Genomic DNA, 24005 nt, shown 5'->3' on the forward strand with positions numbered 1-24005 from the left:
CCGTAACGTGACGTCAGGTCCGTTTGTCGATGTGCAGTTGGACGCGTGTCGCCACATTCGCGGCGCCCAGAGACCGTGCCACGAACGCAGCGCGAGACTCGGCTTCGGCAATGAAGCCGACTACGTCGAAATCGGCTGCCGCATAGACCGATACGGTGATGGTGGGCATACCTCGGTCGTCGATGGCAGTTCCCCTGGCCCGTCTGACACCAGGGAACTGCGCCAACTCCGCCGCCACGCCCGACGCGATCGCACTCAGGTCCACATGCGCCGAGAAGTGTGGCTCCTCGATAACGCTCGCCGTTCCGGTCGTGCGTGGTGAGAAGTTGCCGATCAACAACACCAGCGCCGCGACGACGGCCACCGCGACGACGATTGCCAGAGTCGGTACCCACCAACCCTGCTGCGGCAGTTCGGCAATACGAGCACGCTCGAAGCGAGAGAGCGTCTCCCGTGCCCACGGAACGTCGTAGTGCCACGCAAGTGCGAAGCCGCCACCGGCGAGGAGAGTGGCTCCCGCGATGACGGCAACGAGTCGATCCACCCCTGCGACAAAGGTTTTCACTACGACACCCGTGTCGGTTGCGACACCGAGTGCTGCACCGTCAGACGCCGCCCACCCGCGGCCACGGACAGTACCGGACCGAGGGCAGCGCGCACGGCAGCGTCGGCACTGTCCGGAGAAACAGCTCGATCTCGCTGCACCCGGACCTCGATCTTCCTGCGTGTGACGACGGTGTGCGCGTCCACGACTCCGCGGGTGGACTGCGCTGCAGCACTGCACAATCGAGCGATGTCGGTCGGTGTGGCCCAGACGGTGGGCGCCGGACCGCCCAATCCCGAATGAGTTCTCGTCCGAGGTTTGACGCCCGCAAAGACGAAGAGTGCACCGACGACGATCGATCCGACGGCGGGCGCGATCATCCACCCCTGCCAGTGCAGTTGCGAAACCCAGTGCACGGCATCGGCAATCCATGGACTGCCGACGATGTGTCCTTGAGCGATGAAGAATTCGCGACCGGCCACGAACGCCACTGCGAGGAGGGCGAACCCGAACACCAGCGCCACCGGCATCGCCGCGGGACCGGCCGTGGGTGGTCGAGGTGAAACCACCGCAGCAGCAACCTCATCAGCAGCAACGCCGTTCGCGGGCCCGCGCGCCGAACGGTCCAGCGCGGTATCCGACACCAGCACGTTCACCCGATGCACGTGCACACCGGTCATCGTCGCCAGTGCGGCCTCGACGGTGCGGTGAACCGACTCGGTCACGTCGGTGATCTGCGAGGGCCAGCGCACTCCGATGTAGAGGTTGACCGAGACGGTGTCCTCTCCGAGGGTGACGTCGGCTCGGGGAAGTTCGCGGCCGGTCAAACGCGACATGCCGCCGGTGGTGCGGGTGACCCGAGGGTCCTTCGATGCCGCCGCGATGGCCGTTCTCGACAGCGCACGGTGTTTGATCTCCAGACTTCCGCGCGACTCGTCGTGGGCACTGTGGTGTTGCACTCCACAACTGTAGTGACGCGGTGCACCTCGGCCGGATCGGCGGCGCAATTCTTCCTGGCATACTGCGGTTGTGTCGGAAATCGTTCGGGTGACCACGTCGGATATTGCCTCGGCCGAGGCGTTGCTGGAGCCGGTCATGCGCCGGACGCCGGTGGTCGCGTCACGGATTCTGTCCGACCTGACCGGTCACGAGGTGCGCCTCAAATGCGAGAACCTGCAGCGCACCGGATCGTTCAAGCCGCGCGGGGCGTACAACCGCATCGCCAGGCTCGACGCCGACCAGCGAGCCCGAGGCGTGGTGGCGGCCAGCGCAGGCAACCACGCTCAAGGTGTCGCGTGGGCCGCGTCGCAGGTGGGGATCACCTCGACGGTGTTCATGCCGGTCGGAGTGTCGCTGCCCAAACTCGTCGCCACCAAGGCGTACGGCGCGACGGTTCATCTGGTGGGTAATACCGTCGACGAGGCTCTGACGTCGGCACGGGAATTCGCCGACCGTACCGGTGCCACGCTCATCCACCCGTTCGACCACCTCGATATCGTCGCCGGGCAGGCGACGCTCGGAACCGAACTGCTGCAGCAGATGCCGGATGTCGGCACCATCGTGATCCCCACCGGCGGCGGGGGACTGTTGGCGGGGGTCGCTGCTGCGGTGAAGCTGACGAAACCGGAAGTCAGGGTTATCGGCGTGCAGGCCGAGGGCGCGGCTGCGTGGCCGGCGTCGTTGAGGGCGGGCCACCCGATCGCGCTGACGTCGATGTCGACGATGGCCGACGGCATCGCCGTCGGTCTCCCCGGGTCGGTGCCGTTCGATCATGTGCAGGGCTGGGTCGACGACGTCGTGACCGTCAGTGAGGACGCGCTGTCGCGCGCCTTGGTGCTGTGTATCGAGCGAGCGAAGCTCATCGTCGAACCGGCGGGTGCCGCTGCGGTGGCAGCGCTCATGACGCACTCGGCCGAGGAATTGGGTCTGACGGGGTCGGTGTGCGCGGTGCTGTCGGGCGGAAACATCGATCCACTGCTACTCACTCATGTCATCACCCACGGGCTTCGGGCCGGTGGACGTTATCTGGCCGTGCGGGTGACGATTTCGGACAAGCCGGGCGGACTCACCGGCGTCCTGGGGGTCGTGCGCGACGCCGGTGCGAGTGTCGTCGACGTCGTGCATTCCCGCACCGGGGGACGTCTGGGTCTCGAGGAAGTCGACGTCATGTTGACCGTCGAGACACGCGGACCCGATCACCGCGGCACGGTTCTCGACGCCCTGGGCGCAGCGGGATATACGGTGCAGGTCGAGAACTGACGGCCGGGTTCACACAGGTCGCACTGGTACCTTGATCAGCGACCTGGACCAGGACATCGGTGGGAGAAGTTTGCATGGCACGGCTCGTCGCGATCGTTTCCGCACTGGTGGGAATCCTGCTGACGATCTCGATACCGCTGTTGCCGATCGAACAACAACAGTCGTCGTTGACCTGGCCGCAGAGCGAGACCGTCGGCAATGTCGAGGCTCCGCTCGTCGGCTACACCCCGATCAGCGTGGACGCGACCGTTCCGTGTGCTGCCGCGGCTGATCTTTCCGACGGCGGCCTGTTGCTGTCCACCTCGCCCAAGGGATCGCCCGACGCCTATCGCTACGGTCTCGTCGCCGAGGTGACCGGCGGCGAGGCGTCGCAACTGAAGGTGACGTTGCGCGATTCGGTCCTGCTCGAGAAGCCGGTCGCGGAACTGAGCCCATCGACTGCGGGCGACTGCTCGTTGACGATCACCTCGAACGGCACCGCGACAACGGTCGGACTGACCGGTGACGACACCGTCTCCCGCGAGGGCGACGTGCGGCCCCAGCTGGTCGGAGTGTTCAGCGATCTGCAGGGCAACGTTCCCGGTCTGCAGCTGCAGGCCGAGCTGGACAGTAGGTTCTCGTCCACGCCCAGCGCGCTCAAGTGGTTCGCGATGATCGTCGGAGTGCTCGCCACGGGAATCTCGCTGGTGGCACTGCACCGCCTCGATCTGTCCGACGGGCGTCGCGCCCGACGGTTCCTGCCGCGTCGCTGGTGGAGCTTCGGGCCGGCCGACGCGGTGGTGATCGGGACGCTGCTGGTGTGGCACGTCATCGGCGCGAACACCTCCGACGACGGCTATCAACTGGGCATGGCACGCACGGCCGATCACGCCGGGTACATGGCCAACTACTTCCGTTACTTCGGGGTGCCCGAAACACCGTTCGGCACACCGTTGTACGACATGTTCACCCTCCTCTCGCACGTGTCGACGGCCAGTGTGTGGATGCGGATCCCGACGTTGATCTGCGGCGTCGTCGTCTGGCTCGTCCTCAGTCGTGAGGTGATCCCGCGGTTCGGTGCCGCTGCCCGCGCGTCGAAAACTGCGTTGTGGACCGGCGGGCTGGTGATGCTGGCGTTCTGGTTGCCGTACAACAACGGTCTGCGCCCGGAGCCGTTCGTGGCTCTGGGCGTGTTGTTGACGTGGTGTTCGGTGGAGCGGTCCATCGCGACACGGCGACTGCTGCCTGCGGCAGCGGCGATTCTGATCGCCGCGTTGACGGTCACGTGCGCACCGTCGGGCTTCATCTGTTTCGCGCCACTGATTGCCGGTGCCCGGCCGGTGATTCAGATCGTCGTCGCCCGCGCCCGCGCGTTCGGCACCACTACACTCGGCGCGGCAACACTGCTCGCCCCGCTGGTGGCGTCGGGCACGGTGGTACTCGTCTTCGCGTTCGGAAATCAGACCGTGGCCGGCATGCTCGAGATGCAGCGGGTGCACACTGCGGCCGGGCCGAGCCAGGCGTGGTTCGAGGAGTACCTGCGCTACCAGTGGCTGATGAACATGGACATCGACGGCTCGCTGGCGCGCCGCTTCGGGGTGTTCGTCATGGTCGTCTCGCTGATCGCGGTGGTGATTGCGATGCTGCGCAAGGGCGGCAAGATTCCCGGCACCGCCACCGGGCCCGCTCGACGCATCGTCGGCATCACCGTCGGGGCCATGGCGTTGATGATGATCACCCCCACCAAGTGGACGCATCACTTCGGCGTGTTCGCCGGGCTCGCGGCCTCGGTTGCGGTGCTCGCGGCCGTGGCAACCGGCGCAGCGGTGCTCCGTTCGCGGCGCAACCGGTTGCTGTTCGCGGCGGCCGTGTCGTTCCTGACGGCGGTCGCCTTCACCGGAACCAACGGCTACTGGTACGTCTCGGCGTGGGGAGTTCCGTTCTGGGACAAGCCGATTCTCGTGGCCGGGCTCGGCATCTCGACGATGTTCCTCGGCCTGACGGTATTGCTGTTGCTCGCCGGTGTGTGGTTCCATCTGCGTGCGCCGTACGTCCGCGCCGACAAGCCGATGGCGCGATGGTGGTCGGTGCCGCCGATCGCCGTGGCCGCAGGTCTGATGGTGCTGCTGGCCGTGGCATCGATGGCCAAGGGCGCGGTGGCTCAGTGGCCGTCGTACTCGGTCGCGAAATCGAACCTGTCGGCGCTGGCCGGCAACACGTGTGGACTTGCGAACGACGTGCTGCTCGAGACGAACCCCAATGCCGATGTGCTGCAACCGGTCAGCGGCGACGCCTTCGCTGCTCTCGGGGCCGAGAACGACGGTTTCACCCCGGACGGGGTTGCGCGGGACCTCACCGCAGACAAGGAATCCTCGGCGTCGGGCACCTCGAACACCGTCGACACCGAGGATCAGCAACAGCCGACGTCGACCACCGGAGCCGGAACCGGGGGCAGTGCACTGCCGTACGGCCTCGACCCTGCGACCGTGCCGGTACTGGGATCGTTCGGATCGGACACTCCCGCCACCCTGACCACCGGCTGGTACGCGCTGCCCGCCGATCCCGGTCAGCTCGTCTCCATTGCCGCGGCCGGACGCATCCGCTCGGTGAACTCCGACGGCATCGTCACCTACGGCCAGAACCTCGAACTCGAGTACGGAGTGGACGGCCGGGCGCAGGGGCGGGTGACGCCCATCGACATCGGCCCGACGCCGTCGTGGCGCAACCTGCGGGTGCCGATGGACCTGATTCCCGCCGGCAGCAACATGATTCGTTTGGTACTGAGTGACACCGACCGCGACCCCGACCAGTGGCTCGCGGTCACCCCGCCGCGGGTGCCGCGTACCCAGACGTTGAACGAGGTCGTCGGGCGCGAGAATCCGGTGCTGCTGGACTGGGAGGTGGGCTTCAACTTTCCGTGTCAGCATCCGTTCGATCACCGACTCGGGGTTGCCGAAGTTCCGCAGTACCGGGTGTTGCCGGACCGCAGCGGTGCCGTCATCACCAACGCATGGCAGGACCATTTCGGCGGCGGCCCGCTCGGATGGATCGATGTCGTTGCCTCGGCCCGCACCATCCCGTCGTACCTGGACGGGGACTGGGATCGCGACTGGGGATCGATCGAGCAGTACACACCGTACGACCGATCGGCTGAGCCGGCGAAGATCACAGCCACCGAGATCCAGCGTTCCGGCCTGTGGACGCCCGGTCCCATCAAAACCGGTTAATCTCTACGCGTTCGGAAGTCCTTATACCGACAGTAGAAGAAACGGGGAGAGGGCCATGGCGAACGCTATAGAAGTAGAGAACCTGGTACTTCGGTACGGGAAGAACGTCGCGCTCGACGGGATCGATTTCACGGTTCCCGAGGGCACGGTGCTCGGTGTGCTCGGCCCCAACGGTGCGGGCAAGACGACGGCGGTGCGGATCCTGGCCACTCTGCTGCAGGCAACGTCCGGTTCGGCGCGGGTGTTCGGGCTCGATGTGGCGAAGCAAGCCAACGAGGTTCGGGGGACGATCGGCCTGACGGGCCAGTTCGCAGCCGTGGACGAGTATCTGACCGGGTACGAAAATTTGGAGATGGTCGGCAGACTGTTCGGGCTGCGCAAGGCCGAAGCGAGGAAACGCGCCGACGAGCTGCTGAGCAGATTCGACCTCGAATATGCACGCGACCGCACCGCCAAGCAGTACTCCGGAGGTATGCGTCGCCGACTCGACATCGCGGCCAGTCTGATCGGCAGGCCACGGGTGGTGTTCCTCGACGAACCCACCACCGGTCTCGACCCCCGCAGCCGAATCACGATGTGGGAGTTCATCGCAGATCTCGTCCGTGACGGAACGACGATCCTGTTGACGACGCAGTACCTCGAGGAGGCGGACCGGCTCGCCGATTCGATCATCGTGCTCAACAAGGGCAAGATCATCGCGCGCGGCACCGCCGACGAGCTGAAGGCCCAAACGGGCGGCGAGCGAATCGAATTCGTACTCACGGACCGATCTCAGGCCGATCGCGCCAAGGAGATCCTGACCCCGATCGGCGTCGAGCCGCCCACCCTGGACGAACAGGTGGGACGGATCGTCATGCCGGTCAACGGTGGATCGAAGGATCTGTCCACGGCGTTGAGTCATCTGGAAGCTGCGGGAATCGGGGTGGTCGACGTCGGTCTGCGACGGCCGAACCTCGACGATGTGTTCCTGTCTCTGACCGGTCAGACCACCGGCGAGCCCGAGGCTGCGGAGGAAGAGAAATGAGCAACGTTCTCCTGGATTCGGCGATCATCACCAAGCGAAACCTGATCAAGCTCAAGCGAGTTCCCGATCTGCTGTTCTTCGCAACGCTGTCACCGATCATGTTCGTGCTGTTGTTCGCCTATGTCTTCGGCAGTGCCATCGACGTACCCGGCATCGATTACAAGAGCTTCCTGATGGGCGGCATCTTCGTCCAGACGATGATCTTCGGTGCGTCCATCACCGGATCCTCACTGGCCGAGGATCTGCAGAAGGGCGTCATGGACCGCTTCCGGTCGCTGCCGATGGCGCGATCTGCCGTCGTCATCGGGCGGACGGCCGCCGACGTCGGCAACAACGTCGTCACCATCACGATCATGTCCATCACCGGACTCATCGTGGGCTGGCGCATCACGTCGTCGTTCTTCGACGCTCTGCTCGGTTACGTGCTGTTGCTGTTGTTCGCGTACTCGATTTCGTGGGTGATGGCGCTGGTAGGACTGATCGTGCGCTCCCCGGAGATCTTCAACAACGCGTCGTTCATCGTGATCTTCCCGCTTACGTTCATCGCCAACACTTTCGTGCCGATCGACAACTTCCCGAGCGTGCTCAAGACCATCGCGGAATGGAACCCCATCTCGTCGGTGACCCTGGCCGTGCGTGAGCAGTTCGGCAATACCAATCCGATGGCCCCACCGCCCGAGGTGTGGCCGTTGCAGAACCCGGTCCTGTACACGTTGATCTGGGTCGTGGTGATGCTCGTGGTGTTCGTGCCGCTGTCGGTCCGCAAGTACCAGAAGACGATGACTGCCTGAGATCGTCCGAAACGACAACACCCCCGGCCGCTGAGCGACCGGGGGTGTTGTTCGAGAAGAGGCTCGAATCAGGTGTGGTACGGCTCTGCGCTGACCAGCGTGACCTTCATGGTCTTGCCGTTGGGCAGGGTGTACTCGCGGGTGTCGCCGACCTTCGCGTCGATGAGCGATCCACCCAGCGGAGACGCGGGGGAGTACACCTCGAGCTTGCTGTCGCGGGCACCCTCTTCGCGGGTGGCGATCAGGAAGGTCTCGGTGTCGGACTCGTCGCCGTCGTAGTAGACCTTGACGACGGATCCGGGCAGAGCCACGCCCGACTGGGTGGGTGCCTCGCCGACCTTCGCGTTGTTGAGCAGTTCCTGCAGCTGACGAATGCGTGCTTCCTGCTGGCCCTGCTCCTCGCGCGCAGCGTGGTAGCCGCCGTTCTCCTTCAGATCGCCCTCTTCGCGACGCTCGTTGATCTCGGCGGCGATGACGGGGCGATTGGAAATGAGCTGGTCGAGTTCGCTCTTGAGCCTGTCGTGTGATTCCTGGGTAAGCCAGGTCACCTGGGTCTCGGTCATCTCGATCACTCCCTCGTAGTCGGAATCTCGAGTTCGATTCCGGTTTCTAGGCGGTAGGGCACGCAACGAAGAGGGGACTCCAATGGATGGATCCCCTTGGTCGGCCCGCATCCTGGAGCCGTCGACATCGTTGACGCAGGTAACCCTGCCCGCAATGCAGCAATACACGGCACCTGTGCGGCAGCCGTGTACGACCCGAGCTTACCACGAACAGGCTCTTCGCCTATCGGGCTCGTAAATACTCGGGAACATCGAGGCTGCAGCCGTACACGTCTCCGACGGCGGGTGGGGACGACGTCGTCACGTCGGTGGTGAGCTCCACCGTGGTCGAGGAGGACTCCGGTGGGATGTACACCTCGCGCCGTCCGGTCTCGGAACCGTCGCGAGAACGAGCGCGGACGATGCACACCGCCGGCTGCTCCGGGTTCTCCCGGGTGACGCTGAATCGGATCGACATCGTGCTCTCGTCGACGATGTCGAACGAAAGCTGGCTGCCTTCGACGGGCTTGACCGAGAATTTCGTGTACGCGTAGTAGGCCACGCCGAGCCCGACCAGCAGGACCAGTGCCACCAGTGCGATCTTCGTCGCACGTTTCGGAGCTCGCCGAATGCCGCTCGGACCGGAACCCGACGGGTATCTACCTGCGGGAAGTGCGTTGGTCATGTCAGCTCTCGGAGTGAAATCGGGGGTGCCGCTGGGGGCATGTCGGCGTCAGGTGGAACTATAGGGCAGGCAAGAACAAGGCGAATCCGAGGTGAGGAAGAACGTGTCCGGACTGCGGCTCATGGCAGTGCATGCCCATCCCGACGACGAGTCCAGCAAAGGTGCTGCGACCACGGCCCGCTATGCGGCCGAAGGGCACGACGTTCTGGTCGTCACGCTCACCGGCGGCGAGCGAGGGGACATCCTCAATCCGGCGATGGACATTCCGGGCGTCCACCAACGGATCAGGGAGGTCCGACGCGAGGAGATGGCCGAGGCCGCGCGCATCCTCGGGGTACAGCAGACGTGGCTCGGATTCGAGGACTCGGGACTCCCCGAGGGCGATCCGCTGCCGCCGCTGCCCGAGGGCTGCTTCGCGCTGGTGCCGTTGGAGGTGTCCACCGAGGCGTTGGTGAAGGTGGTTCGAGACTTCAAGCCCCACGTCATCACCACCTACGACGAACGCGGCGGCTACCCGCATCCCGATCACATCCGGTGCCACGAGGTCTCGATGGCCGCGTGGGAAGCCGCGGGCGATCCCGAGCGTTTCCCCGATGCGGGTGAGCCGTGGACTCCGCTCAAGCTCTACTACTCGCACGGTTTCCTGCGTAAGCGCATGCAGCTCTTCCACGACTGGTTCATCGATCGCGGCGAGGAAAGCCCGTTCGTCGAGTGGCTGAAGCGGTGGGACGGTCAGCGCGACGAGATCATGGAGCGCATCACCACGCAGGTCGACGTGGGCACCTGGTTCGAGCAGCGCGACGACGCACTGCGAGCCCATGCGACGCAGATCGATCCCAACGGAGCGTTCTTCGCGGTGCCCGTGGACGTCCAACGCAAGTTGTGGCCCACCGAGGAGTTCGAGCTCGCCCGCACCCGCGTGACCACGTCACTGCCCGAGACCGATCTGTTCGCGGGAATAGAAGAGACCGAACAATGATCGTGTCGATCCTCGCCCAGCAGCCCACGGGGCCCGAGTTCGGCAAGTCGTCGCCGATCGGTCTGGTGATCCTCGTGGCGTTGCTGGTCGGAACGGCGCTGCTGATCTGGTCCATGAACAAGAAGATCAAGCGTCTGCCCGCGACGTTCGAGAAAGAAGATCCCACGCTGGATCAGGCGCTCGACGAGGGCACCGATCGTGGGGGCATCACGCCGAGCCCACAACCGGACACCAGCCGTCCGAAACCCGCTGTCTCCGACGAACCAGCTGTCTCCGACGAACCCTGATGCTCGACGCGAACACGCTGGGCGAATCCACCAGTCCGTATCTGCGTCAGCACGCCGACAATCCGGTGCACTGGCAGCAGTGGGGACCGCAGGCACTGCAGTCCGCGCGTGATCGCGACGTCCCGATCCTGTTGTCCATCGGGTACTCGGCGTGCCACTGGTGTCATGTCATGGCACACGAATCGTTCGAGGACGAGGCCACCGCGGCCCTGATGAACGAGCATTTCGTGTGCATCAAGGTCGATCGGGAAGAGCGCCCCGACCTCGATGCGGTCTACATGAACGCCACTGTCGCGATGACCGGTCAGGGCGGTTGGCCCATGACCTGTTTCCTCACACCCGAGACCGAACCGTTCTACTGCGGGACGTACTACCCACCGGCCCCACGCCAGGGGATGCCCTCCTTCGAACAACTACTGACCGCAATCGCCGACACCTGGTCCACCCGGCGACAGGAGGTGTTCGACGCGTCCGCGGCCATCGTCACCGAGCTGCGCAAACAGAGCTCCGGAATTCCGGCCGGCGGACGACCGATGGACGCCGATTTTCTGGCCGCGTCCGTCGCGGCGGTCTGCGCCGACGAGGACACCACCTACGGCGGCTTCGGCCGGGCACCGAAATTTCCACCGGGTGCACTGCTGGAGGGTCTGCTCCGGCACTACGAGCGCACCGGCAACGGTGAGGTACTCGACGTGGTTCGACGTACCGCGGCGGCAATGGCGCGCGGAGGCATGTACGACCAACTCGCCGGCGGCTTCGCGCGGTATTCGGTCGACGCAGAATGGATCGTCCCGCACTTCGAGAAGATGCTCTACGACAATGCGCTGCTGCTGCGGTTCTACGCGCACGCCGCCCGGGTCGACGATGATCCGCTGGTGCGTCGGGTGGCGTCGGATACCGCACGATTCATGCTCGGTGAATTGCGCACGGCCAACGGCTGTTTCGCGTCGGCGCTCGATGCCGACACCGAAGGAGTCGAGGGTCTGACCTACGTGTGGACGCCCGAGCAGCTGGTCGACACCCTCGGTTTCGAAGACGGTGTATGGGCTGCGGGCCTGTTCGCGGTGAATTCCGCCGGCACGTTCGAGGCCGGTATGTCCGTGCTGCAACTGCCCGCCGAGCCCGAGGACTACGACCGGTTCGCCCGCATCCGGAACGCGTTGTCGGCGGCACGAGCGTCGCGGCCGCAACCCGGTCGAGACGACAAGGTGGTCACCGCGTGGAACGCACTGGCCATCACCGCGTTGGCCGAGGCCGGAACCGGCGCGAACGAACCGACCTGGGTCGACGCCGCCGTCGAATGCGGCGAGCAACTGTTCGCCACTCACGTCGAATCGGGACGTGTCCGGCGGGCGTCCCTCGGTAGCGCAGTGGGTGAGGCCACCGGAGTGCTCGAGGACTACGCCTGCCTCGCCGTGGCCGCTGCCACGCTGTTCCAGGCCACCGGCGACGCCGTCTGGACCCGGCGGATGACGACGATCCTCGACGCTGCGATCGAACACTTCGCCGATCCCGACGACGCCGGCAGCTGGTTCGACACCGCTGACGATGCCGAGACCCTGGTGACCCGGCCGCGGGATCCGATCGACGGTGCGACTCCGTCGGGAGCGTCGACCATGGCCGAGGCGCTGCTCACCGCGGCCGCCCTCGTCGATCACGAATCGTCCGCACGGTACGCCGAACTGGCCGCTGCTTCGCTCGCACGAGCAGCGGCCATCCTCGAACGCGCCCCGAGGTCGGGTGGTCACTGGCTGGCCGTGGCCGAGGCGTCGGTGCGCGGCCCGATTCAGATCGCCGTGTCGCTCGCACCGGGCGGTGAGTTGCTCGCCGCCGCGCGGTCGCTGGCACCTGGAGGTTCCGTGGTGGTCGCAGGATCGGCCGACTCGTCTGCGCTGCTGACGGGCCGACCGCCCGTCGACGGGCAGGAAACGGCGTACGTGTGTCGCGGATTCGTCTGCGACCGGCCTGTGACGTCGGTCGAGGATCTGGCGGCCGCACTGCGGAAGTGACGTCGCCGACGCGGTGTTCCGAGCCTTCCGACGCGTCGTCAGAACAGGACGAGCCACACTGCCACGAGGTGGCAGATTGCCGCCAACACCGTTGCTGCGTGGAAGAATTCGTGATGGCCGAATGTCGTGGGCCACGGATTCGGCCACTTGGTGGCGTAGAGGATCGCCCCGACGCTGTAGAAGATGCCGCCGACCAATAGCAACAGGAACGGTGCGAAGCCGACGTGCTCGATCAGGGTGGGAGCGACCGGCACGATCGCCCAGCCGAGCACGAGATACAGCGGTACCCCGACCCAGCGGGGAGCGGTGGGCCACAGCATCTTCAGAGCCACCCCGCAGACCGCTCCGATCCACACGACGATCAACAGAGTTCGTCCCGTCGCGGCCGGCAGACCCAGTACGGCGAACGGGGTGTAGCTACCGGCGATGAACAGGAAGATCATGGAGTGGTCGGCGCGTTTCATCCAGATCTGCGACGCGGTGGTCTTCCAGTGCACGCGGTGATAGGTGGCGCTGACGCCGAACACCCCGCACACGGTGATCGAATAGATACCCGTCGCGAGGCCTGCGCTGACCGACACCAGGCTGAACGCCATGGTGACGAGGGTGATCGCGCACACCACCGCGACGCCGAAGGCGTACAGGTGAATCCAGCCACGCATGCGTGGTTTGACGGGTATCTCGTCCAGTCCGAACATCGTCATGAAAGGTGACCTCCCGTTCCGCCGTAGTGAACCTACGCAACCGTAGGTTCGGACGCTACTGTACCGGCCGCCCGCTCGAAGACGTCGGCGTAAGGTGATCCTCCGTGGTGATGAGAGCAGCGGTGACGAAGTAGTGGTGATCATTCCGCAGAAGGTGCGCGGCGTTCTCTACAACGTGTACGAGCGGCGTTTGTTGAGTCAGCTCGAGGGGGTGCAGCACCCGCGGCACGTCGCGGTGATGTGTGACGGCAACCGGCGGTGGGCACGGGAGAACGGGTTCACCGACGTCGCGCACGGCCACCGCATGGGGGCGCTCAAGATCGCCGAGATGCTCGGCTGGTGCGACGCTGCCGGAATCGAGATGGCCACCATCTATCTGCTCTCGACCGAGAACCTCCGACGGGATGCCGACGAACTCGATTCGCTGCTCGACATCATCACCGACGTCGTCGAGGAGATCTGCGGACCCGAGATGAACTGGGGCGTCAAACTCGTCGGCACTCTCGATCTGCTGCCTGCATCGACCTCACGTCGGCTCAAAGAGGCGGCTGCGCGCACCGAGGGCCGAACCGGAACGCACGTCAATGTCGCCGTCGGATACGGCGGCCGCCAGGAGATCGCCGACGCCGTGCAGTCGCTGGTCACCGAGAAGATCGCCGAAGGCATCACCGGGGACGAGTTGGTGGCCTCCATCAACGTCGACGGTATCGACAGTCACCTGTACACCTCGGGTCAACCCGATCCCGATCTCGTCATCCGCACCTCGGGAGAGCAACGCCTGTCCGGTTTCCTGCTGTGGCAGAGCGCATATTCGGAGATCTGGTTCACCGAGGCCTATTGGCCGGAATTTCGTCGCGTCGACTTCTTGCGCGCACTCCGCGACTTCGCCGCACGGCACCGCCGGTTCGGTATCTGACGTGCACGGCTGGACCGTCTGGTCATTCCGCAGGCTCCACTCCAGCTCGTAGCCTGCTACGAACTTCCACTCACGACCTGGACCTACAACTTTCGCAGGCGCAGCCGGTTGATCGCATGGTCGTTGTCCTTGCGCAGCACCATCGTTGCTCGCGGACGAGTCGGAAGAATGTTCTCCACCAGGTTCGGCAAGTTGATCGAATGCCACAGATCCTCGGCCGCGATCTGCGCGTGATCGTCGGACAGTCCTGCATAGTGATGGAAATGCGAGGACGGGTCGGTGAACGAGGTCTTGCGTAGCGCCAGGAATCGTTTGACGTACCAGCTCTCGATGTCCTCGATCCGAGCGTCGACGTAGATCGAGAAGTCGAACAGATCCGAGACCATCAGCCGAGGTCCGGTCTGGAGTACGTTGAGCCCCTCCACGATCAGGATGTCGGGCTGGCGAACCATGTGGTACTGGCCTTTGACAATGTCGTACGACACGTGCGAATAGACCGGCGCGCCCACCTCTTCGGTTCCGGACTTGACCTCGGTGACGAACCTGAGCAGCTTGCGTCGGTCGTAACTTTCGGGAAAGCCCTTGCGGTGCAGGATCCCTCGGCGCATGAGCTCGGCCGTCGGATACAGGAAACCGTCCGTGGTGACGAGGTCCACGCGGGGATGGTGATCCCACCGGGCCAGGAGTGCTTGCAGCACACGGGCAGTGGTGGATTTACCGACCGCGACGCTGCCCGCTACGCCGATGACGAACGGAACCTGTCGATCGGGATGTTTCTCACCGAGGAACGTGGCCGTTGCCGCGAACAACCGCTGGCGCGCGGCCACCTGGAGATGAATCAGCCGGGCCAGCGGCAGATAGACCTCGGCCACCTCGTCCAGATCGATCTGCTCACCGAGGCCGCGCAGACCGACCAGTTCTTCCTCGGTGAGTACCAGCGGTGTGGATTGACGCAGCGTGCGCCACTGCACACGGTCGAACTCGACGTACGGACTGGACTCGCTCACGCACGCCACCTGAGCATCGGAGCTGCTGAGGATTCGGCGGTGCTCCTGTCGGGCGCGAGTCGCATGGTTCCAGATTGTGCTCGGTGCCTGTCCACCGCGCACGGGCGGGGTCGTTCGCCGTACTAGGGTTCGGATATGGATGCTGCTTCCCTGGTTCGCGAATACCTGTTGCTGGGCCTGAGTTTCGACCGACTCGAAGACGGTTTCGTCGACGCGTACACCGGTGATCCCGAACTGCGTCGAATCACCGAGAACGCCCCGGCGCCGGAGCCGCGTGAGCTCGTCCGTCGAGCGCAGACACTGCGCGCCGAGCTCGGCAACGTCGAACTGACAGCGGAACGCCGAACGTTTCTCGACGTCCACCTGCGGGCGTTGGAATGCTCCGCGCGCAAGTTCGCAGGCGAGAACATCGGCTTCGTCGACGAGGTCCACGCCTACTTCGACGTTCGAATCGCACCGGGGGATCAGGACCAGTACCTGCAGGCGCATCGCAAGATGGACGAGGTGCTCCCCGGACCCGGCTCGCTGAGCGAACGGTTGATCGCCCACCGCCGCGCCGACGTCATTCCAGCGGATCGACTGCAGGACTGCGTCGAGGCGTTCTCGTCCGCATTGCGCGACCGCGTCCGCGCCGAATACTCGTTGCCCGAGAACGAGAAGGTGACGTACGAGGTAGTCGGCGACAAGCCGTGGTCCGGCTTCAACTACTACCTCGGCAACTTCCAGTCCACCGTCGCGATCAACTCCGACATCGAACAGCAGATGGCCAACCTGCCCCACCTGATCGCGCACGAGTCCTACCCCGGCCACCACACCGAGCACTGCCGCAAGGAGACGGGGCTCGTCGGCGCAGGACAGCTCGAGCAGATGTTGTTCGTGGTCAACACTCCGCAGTGCCTGATGGCCGAGGGGCTCGCCGACCACGCTCTCGGGGCGATCGTCGGCGAAGGCTGGGGCGCGTGGGCGCAGGAAATCTACGCCGACCTCGGACTGCGATTCGACGGCGACAAGGCCGAGCGACTCTCGGCGGCGTCGAGCCAACTGCTGGGAGTTCGCCAGGACGCCGCGCTGTTGCTGCACGATCAGCACAAGAGCGAGGACGATGTGGCCGCCTACCTGGAGCGATGGTCACTTGCCTCGCCGCAGCGCGCACGGCACAGTCTGCGCTTTCTGTCCTCGCCGCTGTGGCGGGCGTACATCAGTACCTACGTCGAGGGCTACAAGCTTCTCGCCGGCTGGTTGGACCAGGGTGAGACCGCCAGTGAGCGGGCACAGCTGTTCGGCAGACTGCTCGACGAGCCACTGACACCGGGCGCAGTACGCGTCTCGTAAACTGGCCCAGGTCCGTTGTTTATTGATGCCCCCTTACTCTGCTGTCCCTTGGAGACTCCTGTTATGACTGACGTCAACAACCTGTCACTGGCCGAGCTCGATCCCGAGGTCGCCGCGGCGATGGCAGGTGAACTGGGACGTCAGCGCGACACCCTCGAGATGATCGCCTCGGAGAACTTCGTGCCCCGCGCGGTTCTGCAGGCCCAGGGCAGCGTCCTGACCAACAAGTACGCCGAGGGATACCCCGGACGCCGCTACTACGGCGGCTGCGAGCACGTCGACATCGTCGAGGACCTCGCCCGCAATCGCGCCAAGGAACTCTTCGGTGCCGAGTTCGCCAACGTGCAGCCGCACGCCGGTGCGCAGGCCAACGCCGCGGTACTGATGGCACTGATCAACCCGGGCGACAAGATCATGGGACTCGACCTGGCCCACGGCGGCCACCTCACCCACGGCATGAAGCTCAACTTCTCGGGCAAGCTCTACGAGGTCGAGTCCTACGGGGTGTCGAAAGAAGATCACCGCATCGACATGGACGAGGTGCGCAAGCAGGCCATCGCCGCCAAGCCCCAGGTGCTGATCGCCGGCTGGTCGGCCTACCCGCGCCACCAGGACTTCGCTGCGTTCCGTTCCATCGCCGACGAAGTGGGCGCACTGCTCTGGGTCGACATGGCGCACTTCGCCGGACTCGTCGCCGCAGGCGTGCACCCCTCACCCGTGCCTTACGCAGACGTCGTGTCCTCGACGGTGCACAAGACCCTCGGCGGACCGCGCTCCGGCATCATCCTCGCCAAGAAGGAATGGGCCAAGAAGCTCAACTCCGCCGTGTTCCCCGGCCAGCAGGGTGGGCCGCTGATGCACGCCATCGCCGCGAAGGCCGTCGCCTTCAAGATCGCTGCGACGCCGGAGTTCAAGGAACGCCAGGAGCGGACCCTTCTCGGCGCGTCGCTGCTCGCCGAGCGTCTCACCGGTGCCGACGTCGCCGACAAGGGCGTCTCCGTCCTCACCGGCGGCACCGACGTGCATCTGGTACTCGTCGACCTGCGCAACTCCGAGCTCGACGGCCAGCAGGCAGAAGACCTGCTGCACGAGGTCGGCATCACCGTCAACCGCAACGCCGTGCCCTTCGACCCGCGCCCGCCCATGGTCACCTCCGGCCTGCGCATCGGTACCGGCGCACTCGCCACCCGCGGATTCGGCGAAGCCGAGTTCACCGAGGTCGCCGACATCATCGCAACCGCCCTGGCCACGGGTCAGGCCACCGACGCCCTGAAAGAACGCGTCGTGAAACTGGCACAGAGCAAGCCGTTGTACGAGGGCCTCGAAGACTGGGGATTGCTGGGCTGACCCTGGCTTTCCTGCCCACCCCGGTCGCGTCAATGGACCATTGCAGCGTTCGGACGTCTGCAGTGGTTCATTCACGCTGACCCCCGGTCGGATCAATGTGGCTATCAGTCGATCTGAGTGCAACAAAGCCACATTGATCCGACGGGGGAGGGCGGTCTCGGCACCGAACGTCCCGCCGACCTGGGGCGAATCGGCCGTAACGCGTTGTTCACCGACACGCCAGACTTCCAGCGAGCCGATACCGGATTTCGGCGGTACCGTCGGCAGTAACAGGCAGCGGGGAAGCTGCCTGTGCGGGAGGTTCTGATACGTGACTGAGCTAGTGAGCGCGAGAGGGCCGGTACCCGGTCCTCGTGTCACCTGACACATCGGACCCGACCGGCCGAGCGACAGAGTTTGCGCGGTGCCGCGCAAACGTAGGAGCCCCACGTGACCACTTCACGCTCCGTTTCCGCCCCTCTTCGGACATTCGTGCTCGATACCTCGGTCCTGCTGTCGGATCCGTGGGCAGTCATCCGGTTCGCCGAGCACAATGTGGTACTTCCGTTGATCGTGATCAGCGAGTTGGAGGGCAAACGCCACCATCACGAACTGGGATGGTTCGCGCGGGAATCCTTGCGCATGCTCGACGACCTCCGCGTAGAATTCGGCCGACTCGATCAGCCGGTCCCCATCGGAACGTCCGGCGGCACACTGCAAGTCGAGCTCAATCACACCGATCCGTCGGTGCTACCCGTCGGGTTCCGTACCGACTCCAACGATTCTCGAATCCTCGCTTGCGCCCTGAATCTGGCGGCCGAGGGCAAAGATGTGGTGTTGGTCAGCAAAGATATCCCGCTGCGCGTCAAGGCCGGTGCTGTCGGGCTTCCCGCCGACGAGTACCACGCTCACGACGTCGTGCCGTCCGGTTGGACCGGTATGACGGAGCTCGAGGTGCCCTCCGATGCCGTGGACACCCTGTTCAACGACGGTGTCATCGATCTCGTCGAGGCCCGAGACTTGCCGTGTCACACCGGCGTTCGACTGCTTGCCGGACGGCAGAGTGCACTGGGGCGCGTCACGCCCGACAAGCAGATCCAACTCGTGCGTGGTGAGCGTGAGGCGTTCGGCCTGCACGGCCGTTCGGCGGAACAGCGAGTCGCACTCGATCTTCTGCTCGATGAGAGCATCGGCATCGTCTCGCTCGGTGGAAAGGCAGGCACCGGCAAGTCCGCTCTGGCGCTGACGGCTGGTCTCGAGGCCGTCCTCGAACGTCGCTCACACCGGAAAGTTGTTGTCTTCCGGCCTCTTTACGCCGTCGGTGGGCAGGAACTCGGCTACCTCCCCGGCAGTGAGAGTGAGAAGATGGGCCCGTGGGGCCAGGCTGTCTTCGACACCCTCGAAGGGCTCGCCAGCCCGGAGGTCATGGAGGAAGTCATCGCCCGCGGAATGCTGGAAGTGTTGCCGCTGACGCACATTCGCGGTCGCTCGCTCCACGATTCGTTCGTCATCGTCGACGAGGCACAGTCACTCGAGCGCAATGTGCTGCTCACGGTCCTGTCACGACTGGGGTCGGGCTCACGCGTCGTGCTCACTCACGACGTCGCGCAACGAGACAACCTCCGGGTCGGACGACACGACGGCGTCGCTGCCGTCATCGAAAAGCTCAAGGGGCACCCGCTTTTCGCGCACATCACCCTCACTCGCAGTGAGCGTTCACCGATCGCTGCACTGGTGACCGAAATGCTCGAGGAATTCGGTCCGTCAGGGGCCTGACGCCCCTCGTGAGTGGAACTTCGTAGCCTGCTACGAAGTTCCACTCACATGGGTCACCGGCCCACCGCAGCCCTGAGCGCTCCTCGCGCAACACCTTTCATGAAATCGACGTTGTCGAAATAGTCGCGCCACACAGCTATTTTGCCGTCGCGCAGCTCGAATGTTCCGCACACCCAGAACTCGACACGAAGCCGACGCCAGATCAGGACGTCGGTGCGCTCGGTGAGCACGACATCTCCGTCGGCCGCGATGTTGTGCACGACGACGTCGAAACCGTAACCCGGCTTGGCCAGCAGCGTCAGAAATCTGCCTACGTTGGAGATTCCGCGCACCTTGGGAAGCCCGACGTTGTGCCACACGATCTTCTCGTCGAGAAGCGCCAGCGCGCGATCGGTCTCGCGAAGCCTCAACGCGTCGAACAGGTTTTGCACGCTGTCGGTTGCTTGTCGGGTGTCAGTCACTTGGTGAACCGTCCTAATCCATCGCCGTCGAAGAACTCGAGTGTGACCGTGTTCCCCTCGAATGTCGCCTGAGAAATCGTTCCGTCCGGTGCGTTCTCACCGGTCGGCTCGAACGCGAAGGTATCACCGTCCCAGTGCGACAACTCGTAGGAAGTCGAGTTCGGTCCGAGGGTCAACACCAGCCTCCCGTCGACCTCCGCGACGGTCGCCGGCCCCCAGTAGGCGTTCTGGTACACCCCGGTGTACGACGTGAGCGGTTGTGGCGCAGCGGCATTCGTCGGAGCGGTCTTCCCCGCGAGGTCGCCCTCCGGCTCGCTCATACCGGCGAAGGCATTCTTGTACAGCGTTCGCCAGTCCTCGCGTACCTCGCCGAACTGCACGAGGTCGGCGAACTCGGCCGTGACCGTTTCTGCGATGCCGAGTGGCGCGGCGTTGGTCAGTACGACGATGGCGACGTCGAGCGACGGGATCCAGAGAAAGTTCGTGCCCGCCCCGAGTGCGAACGCTCCGGAATGGCTGACGGTCGTGCGGCCGGCTGCACTGGTGGAGACGTTGAATCCGTATCCGTAGTAGCCCGCGCGCGAATCCGCCGTCGTCGACGGGCTCGAGACGATCTGCGCGCTGATGGCAGGAAGGAGGGCGTCGGGATCGACGATCTGCTTCCCGTCGTGGGTGCCGTCGGCGATGAGCATCGTCAGCCACCTGGCGAGATCGTTCACCGAGGAGCTGACGCCACCGGCCGGCGTCTGCGGATCGGGTTCGCGTTGGTATCGGGCCTGATACTCGCCGTCCACGAGGACGTGAGGTACCGCTCGGTCGGCGCGGCCGATGTAGTCGGAGAACGACGAGCTTGTCGAGGTCATGCCGAGCGGACCGTAGATCGTGTCCTCGCTGAGGGTGTCCCAGTCCTTGCCCGACGCGGCAGCGACGGCCTCGGCCGCGGCTGTGATCCCGAAGTTGGTGTAGTGATACGTGGAACGGAACGGATCGAGGGGCACCTCCCGAAGGCGCTCGAGGATCTGTCTCCGGTCGTAGCCGAGGTCTTCGAGTAGATCGCCCTCGTGCTCTGGGAGTCCGCTTCGATGCGCGTAGAAGTCGCCGACCGTGATGTTCTGAGTCACCCACGGATCGTCCAGCGCAAACCACGGCAGCTCGGAGACCACCGGCGTCGACCAGTCGATGACACCCGCTCCCACCTGTGACGCGACCACCGTCGCACCCACCGACTTGGACAGCGAGGCCAGCTGGAACACGGTGTCGCCGTCGATCGGGTCGTCCTTCCCCATTTCGCGAACGCCGAAGCCTTTCGAGTAGACGACGTCCGAACCGTGCACGACGGCAACGGCCATACCCGGAATGTTCGACGACGCCATCAGTTCGTCGGCGATACCGTCGAGCTTGCCGACCGCATCGTCGACGCGACCGGCCGGAACGTCGACGCCGGCAACCTGGCCGGGCGACAAATCCTCGGTCGGCACCGGCTCGGACGCCGGTGGACTGTCTGCGGTGGGTGCGTCTTCGGAGCACCCTGCCAACAGAACCAGAGAGCACACGACAGCAAGTACAGAAAATTTCGACCCGACCGCATCATGAGGAGTCCTCACGTCGATGATTGGATGCACCTGAGGATAGACCCGCAACGACCTGGCGTTAGGAGAATTCACAGAGGTCAGGGGCGCGACGTCGGACGCTCGGCGGCAGGCGCTACGGTTACCGCATGTCTACGAACCTGTCCGACGGTGATCTGCTGGTCCGTTTGGAGCCCGCGGTCGAAGAGAATCTACGACGCCATATCGAGGCAGCGAGTGATTGGCACCCCCATGAGCTCGCGCCGTTCGACGACGGCAAGAACTTCGCGTTCCTCGGCGGCGAGGATTGGTCGCCCGAGCAGTCGCACCTGAGCGACGTCGAAATTCTGTCCGCCACGGTGGGCGTGTTGGTGGCCGACAACCTCCCCGCCTACCACCGGGAACTGGCCCACGCCCTCACCGGCCTCGGTGCCTGGTGGAAGTGGACGGGCCGCTGGACGTCGGAAGAGAACCGACAGTCGATCGTGCTGCGCAACTTCCTGGTGCTCACCCGCGCTGTCGATCCGGTCGCCCTCGAGCGAGTCCGGATGGAACACATGACCCTCGGATTCGACGCGCCCAGCCAGCGGCTGCTCGACATCCTGGCGCACTTCGCCATCGAAGAAGCTGCCGCCGCCCTGCGTAACCGCAACACCATCGCTTTGGGCAAGGATCCGGTGCTGGCCACCATCCTCGGCAAGATTGCCGACGACGACGAGCTGCAGTCGGCATTCTTCGCCAGCATCCTCGACGAGGCATTCGCTGTCGTACCCGATCAGGCTGCGCGCGCAGTGGCCGACCGTATCAACGGCTTCAAGATCCCCGAGATCGAGCTTCCGGACCGCGGCAGCAGCATCGCCGCCCTCGCCGAAGCCGGGATCTACGATGCCGACCAGGAACGCGACAAGGTGTTCAAGCCGTTGCTCGCAGGCTGGAAGATCTTCGACCGCACCGATCTGGGTGAGGACGGCCTGAAGGCACGCGAAGAACTCGCGCACCTGGCCTGAGGTTTCGGCCCCTTTCGAAAGCGACCCGCCCCCGGTCGGATCAATGCGACTTTGTTGCAGTCTGAGTGACTGAAACCCACATTGATCCAACCGGGGGCGGGCGCGTTCAAGGGTGCAGCGGGTCCTGCGGGTCCTGCGGGTAGAGCAGCGAAACTAGTCCTTGACCTTCGCCATGGCCAGGACGTCGAGGCGCTTGTCCAGTTCTGCTTCGCTGAGCTTGTCGCCGATCAGTCCGCGGTCGATGACGGTCTGACGGATCGTCTTCTTTTCCTTCAGCGCCTGCTTGGCGACTGCGGCCGCTTCTTCGTAGCCGATTGCGGAGTTCAGCGGCGTCACGATGGACGGCGAGGACTCGGCGAGGGTCTTGAGGTGCTCGACGTTGGCTTCGAGGCCGACGACGCACTTGTCGGCGAACAGCACCGAGACGTTGGCGAGCAATTTGAAGGATTCGAGAACGTTGCGGGCCATCATCGGGATGTAGACGTTGAGCTCGAAGGCACCCGATGCGCCGCCGAAGGCCACTGCCGCGTCGTTACCGATGACCTGCGCGGCGACCTGCGTGACAGCCTCGGGCAGAACGGGATTCACCTTGCCGGGCATGATCGAGCTGCCGGGCTGCAGGTCGGGGAGTGCGATCTCGCCGAGTCCGGTGAGCGGTCCCGATCCCATCCAGCGAATGTCGTTGGCGATCTTGGTCAGTGACACTGCGATGGTGCGCAGTGCACCGGATGCCTCGACCAGTCCGTCGCGAGCGGCCTGCGCCTCGAACGAATCCTTGGCGGCGGTGAGGGCGTCGATGCCCGTCGACTTCACCAGAGCAGCAACGACTTTCGGGCCGAAGCCGTCGGGTGCGTTGAGGCCGGTGCCGACGGCGGTGCCGCCGATGGGCAGTTCACCCAGACGCGGCAGGGTGGCTTCGACGCGCTCGATGCCGGCCTCGATCTGCCGGGCGTAGCCGCCGAATTCCTGACCGAGAGTGACGGGGACGGCATCCATCAGGTGGGTGCGTCCGGACTTCACGACGTGCTTCCACTCGGTGGCCTTGGTCACCAGAGCCTCGTGCAGGTGCCGCAGCGCGGGCACCAGGGAGGTGACGGCTGCTTCGGTGGCGGCAACGTGCGTGGCCGTCGGGAACGTGTCGTTGGAGGACTGCGACATGTTCACGTGGTCGTTGGGGTGCACCTCGACGCCGTTGGCCTTGGCGATCGACGCGATGACCTCGTTGGCGTTCATGTTGGAGCTGGTGCCCGAGCCGGTCTGGAAGACGTCGATCGGGAACTGATCGTCGTGCTTGCCCTCGGCGATTTCGTTGGCTGCCGCGATGATCGCGTCGGCCAATGCGCCGTCGAGCAGACCGAGATCCTTGTTGACCTGTGCGCAGGCTGCCTTGAGCAGGCCCATCGCGCGGATCTGGGTGCGCTCGAGCGGGCGGCCCGAGATGGGGAAGTTCTCCACCGCACGCTGCGTCTGGGCGCGCCAGAGCGCGTCGATGGGGACGCGAACCTCTCCCATGGTGTCGTGTTCGATCCGGAACTGCTGTTCGTCTGTCTGCGTCATGAGCCTTACTTTGCCAGTCGTGGTT

General features: G+C 64.9%; 21 protein-coding genes. 12 read left to right on the top strand and 9 right to left on the bottom strand.

Annotated features, from left to right (window positions below):
- Nucleotides 1–13 precede the first annotated feature (13 nt).
- Nucleotides 14–565, bottom strand: a complete 552-nt coding sequence (locus tag VF34_RS02140) for a hypothetical protein (protein ID WP_045840709.1) — start codon at nucleotides 563–565, stop codon at nucleotides 14–16.
- Nucleotides 565–1503, bottom strand: coding sequence for a DUF6286 domain-containing Asp23/Gls24 family envelope stress response protein (locus tag VF34_RS02145; RefSeq protein ID WP_045840710.1), 939 nt, complete (start codon nucleotides 1501–1503; stop codon nucleotides 565–567). Before VF34_RS02145 ends, VF34_RS02140 begins: the two co-directional genes overlap by 1 nt.
- A gap of 136 nt (nucleotides 1504–1639) precedes the next feature.
- Between VF34_RS02145 and ilvA the strand changes: the two genes are divergently transcribed.
- From ilvA to VF34_RS02165, 4 genes are all read left to right on the top strand, one after another.
- The gene (gene ilvA / locus VF34_RS02150; protein WP_231578169.1) at nucleotides 1640–2803 is read left to right on the top strand and encodes a threonine ammonia-lyase; all 1164 of its coding nucleotides are present in this window, start codon (nucleotides 1640–1642) and stop codon (nucleotides 2801–2803) included.
- Nucleotides 2804–2877: 74 nt separating this feature from the next.
- Entirely contained in the window at nucleotides 2878–6009 is a 3132-nt protein-coding gene (locus VF34_RS02155; RefSeq protein WP_052718553.1) for an arabinosyltransferase domain-containing protein, read from the top strand.
- Between the two features lie 55 nt (nucleotides 6010–6064).
- On the top strand, nucleotides 6065–7033 hold the full coding sequence (locus VF34_RS02160) for a daunorubicin resistance protein DrrA family ABC transporter ATP-binding protein (protein WP_032381330.1): 969 nt from the start codon (nucleotides 6065–6067) through the stop codon (nucleotides 7031–7033).
- The gene (locus tag VF34_RS02165) at nucleotides 7030–7824 is read left to right on the top strand and encodes an ABC transporter permease (RefSeq protein WP_027498151.1); all 795 of its coding nucleotides are present in this window, start codon (nucleotides 7030–7032) and stop codon (nucleotides 7822–7824) included. Before VF34_RS02160 ends, VF34_RS02165 begins: the two co-directional genes overlap by 4 nt.
- A gap of 68 nt (nucleotides 7825–7892) precedes the next feature.
- On the opposite strand, the gene greA is transcribed toward VF34_RS02165, so the two are convergent.
- Together greA and VF34_RS02175 are read right to left on the bottom strand one after the other, a co-directional pair.
- Nucleotides 7893–8387, bottom strand: a complete 495-nt coding sequence (gene greA, locus VF34_RS02170; protein WP_027498150.1) for a transcription elongation factor GreA — start codon at nucleotides 8385–8387, stop codon at nucleotides 7893–7895.
- Nucleotides 8388–8610: 223 nt separating this feature from the next.
- Nucleotides 8611–9051: a DUF4307 domain-containing protein gene (locus tag VF34_RS02175; protein WP_027498149.1), complete on the bottom strand. Its 441-nt coding sequence runs from the start codon at nucleotides 9049–9051 to the stop codon at nucleotides 8611–8613.
- Between the two features lie 103 nt (nucleotides 9052–9154).
- Here VF34_RS02175 and mca point away from each other — a divergent pair, with 103 nt between their 5' ends.
- The 3 genes from mca to VF34_RS02190 are packed head-to-tail and all read left to right on the top strand — an operon-like array spanning nucleotide 9155 to nucleotide 12326.
- Nucleotides 9155–10030 (top strand): mycothiol conjugate amidase Mca, encoded by an 876-nt coding sequence (gene mca / locus VF34_RS02180; protein WP_197077421.1) that lies wholly within the window; start codon nucleotides 9155–9157, stop codon nucleotides 10028–10030.
- On the top strand, nucleotides 10027–10317 hold the full coding sequence (locus tag VF34_RS02185; protein WP_045840712.1) for a hypothetical protein: 291 nt from the start codon (nucleotides 10027–10029) through the stop codon (nucleotides 10315–10317). Before mca ends, VF34_RS02185 begins: the two co-directional genes overlap by 4 nt.
- Entirely contained in the window at nucleotides 10317–12326 is a 2010-nt protein-coding gene (locus tag VF34_RS02190) for a thioredoxin domain-containing protein (RefSeq protein WP_045840713.1), read from the top strand. The genes VF34_RS02185 and VF34_RS02190 overlap by 1 nt, the downstream gene beginning before the upstream one ends.
- A gap of 38 nt (nucleotides 12327–12364) precedes the next feature.
- Here the strand turns inward: VF34_RS02190 and trhA are convergent, their stop codons facing one another.
- Entirely contained in the window at nucleotides 12365–13030 is a 666-nt protein-coding gene (gene trhA, locus VF34_RS02195) for a PAQR family membrane homeostasis protein TrhA (protein WP_045840714.1), read from the bottom strand.
- 133 nt (nucleotides 13031–13163) lie between these two features.
- Here trhA and VF34_RS02200 point away from each other — a divergent pair, with 133 nt between their 5' ends.
- Nucleotides 13164–13946 (top strand): isoprenyl transferase, encoded by a 783-nt coding sequence (locus tag VF34_RS02200; protein WP_027498144.1) that lies wholly within the window; start codon nucleotides 13164–13166, stop codon nucleotides 13944–13946.
- Between the two features lie 83 nt (nucleotides 13947–14029).
- Here VF34_RS02200 and coaA read toward each other — a convergent pair whose 3' ends face one another.
- Entirely contained in the window at nucleotides 14030–14962 is a 933-nt protein-coding gene (gene coaA, locus VF34_RS02205; protein ID WP_027498143.1) for a type I pantothenate kinase, read from the bottom strand.
- Nucleotides 14963–15088: 126 nt separating this feature from the next.
- Here coaA and VF34_RS02210 point away from each other — a divergent pair, with 126 nt between their 5' ends.
- From VF34_RS02210 to VF34_RS02220, 3 genes are all read left to right on the top strand, one after another.
- Nucleotides 15089–16285: a hypothetical protein gene (locus tag VF34_RS02210; protein WP_045840715.1), complete on the top strand. Its 1197-nt coding sequence runs from the start codon at nucleotides 15089–15091 to the stop codon at nucleotides 16283–16285.
- A gap of 63 nt (nucleotides 16286–16348) precedes the next feature.
- On the top strand, nucleotides 16349–17632 hold the full coding sequence (glyA, locus tag VF34_RS02215; RefSeq protein ID WP_027498141.1) for a serine hydroxymethyltransferase: 1284 nt from the start codon (nucleotides 16349–16351) through the stop codon (nucleotides 17630–17632).
- Nucleotides 17633–18061: 429 nt separating this feature from the next.
- A complete protein-coding gene (locus tag VF34_RS02220) occupies nucleotides 18062–19387 on the top strand; it encodes an RNA 5'-3' helicase PhoH2 (protein WP_196249605.1) in 1326 nt (441 codons plus the stop codon).
- A 53-nt stretch (nucleotides 19388–19440) separates the two neighbouring features.
- On the opposite strand, the gene VF34_RS02225 is transcribed toward VF34_RS02220, so the two are convergent.
- Entirely contained in the window at nucleotides 19441–19848 is a 408-nt protein-coding gene (locus VF34_RS02225) for a limonene-1,2-epoxide hydrolase family protein (RefSeq protein WP_032375424.1), read from the bottom strand.
- Complete coding sequence (locus VF34_RS02230) at nucleotides 19845–21401, bottom strand: serine hydrolase (protein WP_230595420.1); 1557 nt, start codon at nucleotides 21399–21401, stop codon at nucleotides 19845–19847. Before VF34_RS02230 ends, VF34_RS02225 begins: the two co-directional genes overlap by 4 nt.
- A 164-nt stretch (nucleotides 21402–21565) precedes the next feature.
- Between VF34_RS02230 and VF34_RS02235 the strand changes: the two genes are divergently transcribed.
- Nucleotides 21566–22423 (top strand): acyl-ACP desaturase, encoded by an 858-nt coding sequence (locus tag VF34_RS02235; protein WP_032365327.1) that lies wholly within the window; start codon nucleotides 21566–21568, stop codon nucleotides 22421–22423.
- 153 nt (nucleotides 22424–22576) lie between these two features.
- Here VF34_RS02235 and VF34_RS02240 read toward each other — a convergent pair whose 3' ends face one another.
- Nucleotides 22577–23980: a class II fumarate hydratase gene (locus VF34_RS02240; protein ID WP_027498136.1), complete on the bottom strand. Its 1404-nt coding sequence runs from the start codon at nucleotides 23978–23980 to the stop codon at nucleotides 22577–22579.
- Nucleotides 23981–24005 lie beyond the last annotated feature (25 nt).

Source organism: Rhodococcus sp. PML026 (assembly GCF_000963615.1).
GTDB classification, from domain to species: domain Bacteria; phylum Actinomycetota; class Actinomycetes; order Mycobacteriales; family Mycobacteriaceae; genus Rhodococcoides; species Rhodococcoides fascians.

Coding starts and splice junctions, on each gene's coding strand:
- ilvA (WP_231578169.1), top strand. CDS start 1,640: ATGCGCCGGACGCCGGTGGTCGCGTCACGGATTCTGTCCGACCTGACC.
- VF34_RS02155 (WP_052718553.1), top strand. CDS start 2,878: ATGGCACGGCTCGTCGCGATCGTTTCCGCACTGGTGGGAATCCTGCTG.
- VF34_RS02160 (WP_032381330.1), top strand. CDS start 6,065: ATGGCGAACGCTATAGAAGTAGAGAACCTGGTACTTCGGTACGGGAAG.
- VF34_RS02165 (WP_027498151.1), top strand. CDS start 7,030: ATGAGCAACGTTCTCCTGGATTCGGCGATCATCACCAAGCGAAACCTG.
- greA (WP_027498150.1), bottom strand. CDS start 8,387: ATGACCGAGACCCAGGTGACCTGGCTTACCCAGGAATCACACGACAGG.
- VF34_RS02175 (WP_027498149.1), bottom strand. CDS start 9,051: ATGACCAACGCACTTCCCGCAGGTAGATACCCGTCGGGTTCCGGTCCG.
- VF34_RS02185 (WP_045840712.1), top strand. CDS start 10,027: ATGATCGTGTCGATCCTCGCCCAGCAGCCCACGGGGCCCGAGTTCGGC.
- VF34_RS02190 (WP_045840713.1), top strand. CDS start 10,317: ATGCTCGACGCGAACACGCTGGGCGAATCCACCAGTCCGTATCTGCGT.
- trhA (WP_045840714.1), bottom strand. CDS start 13,030: ATGACGATGTTCGGACTGGACGAGATACCCGTCAAACCACGCATGCGT.
- VF34_RS02210 (WP_045840715.1), top strand. CDS start 15,089: ATGGATGCTGCTTCCCTGGTTCGCGAATACCTGTTGCTGGGCCTGAGT.
- glyA (WP_027498141.1), top strand. CDS start 16,349: ATGACTGACGTCAACAACCTGTCACTGGCCGAGCTCGATCCCGAGGTC.
- VF34_RS02235 (WP_032365327.1), top strand. CDS start 21,566: ATGTCTACGAACCTGTCCGACGGTGATCTGCTGGTCCGTTTGGAGCCC.
- VF34_RS02240 (WP_027498136.1), bottom strand. CDS start 23,980: ATGACGCAGACAGACGAACAGCAGTTCCGGATCGAACACGACACCATG.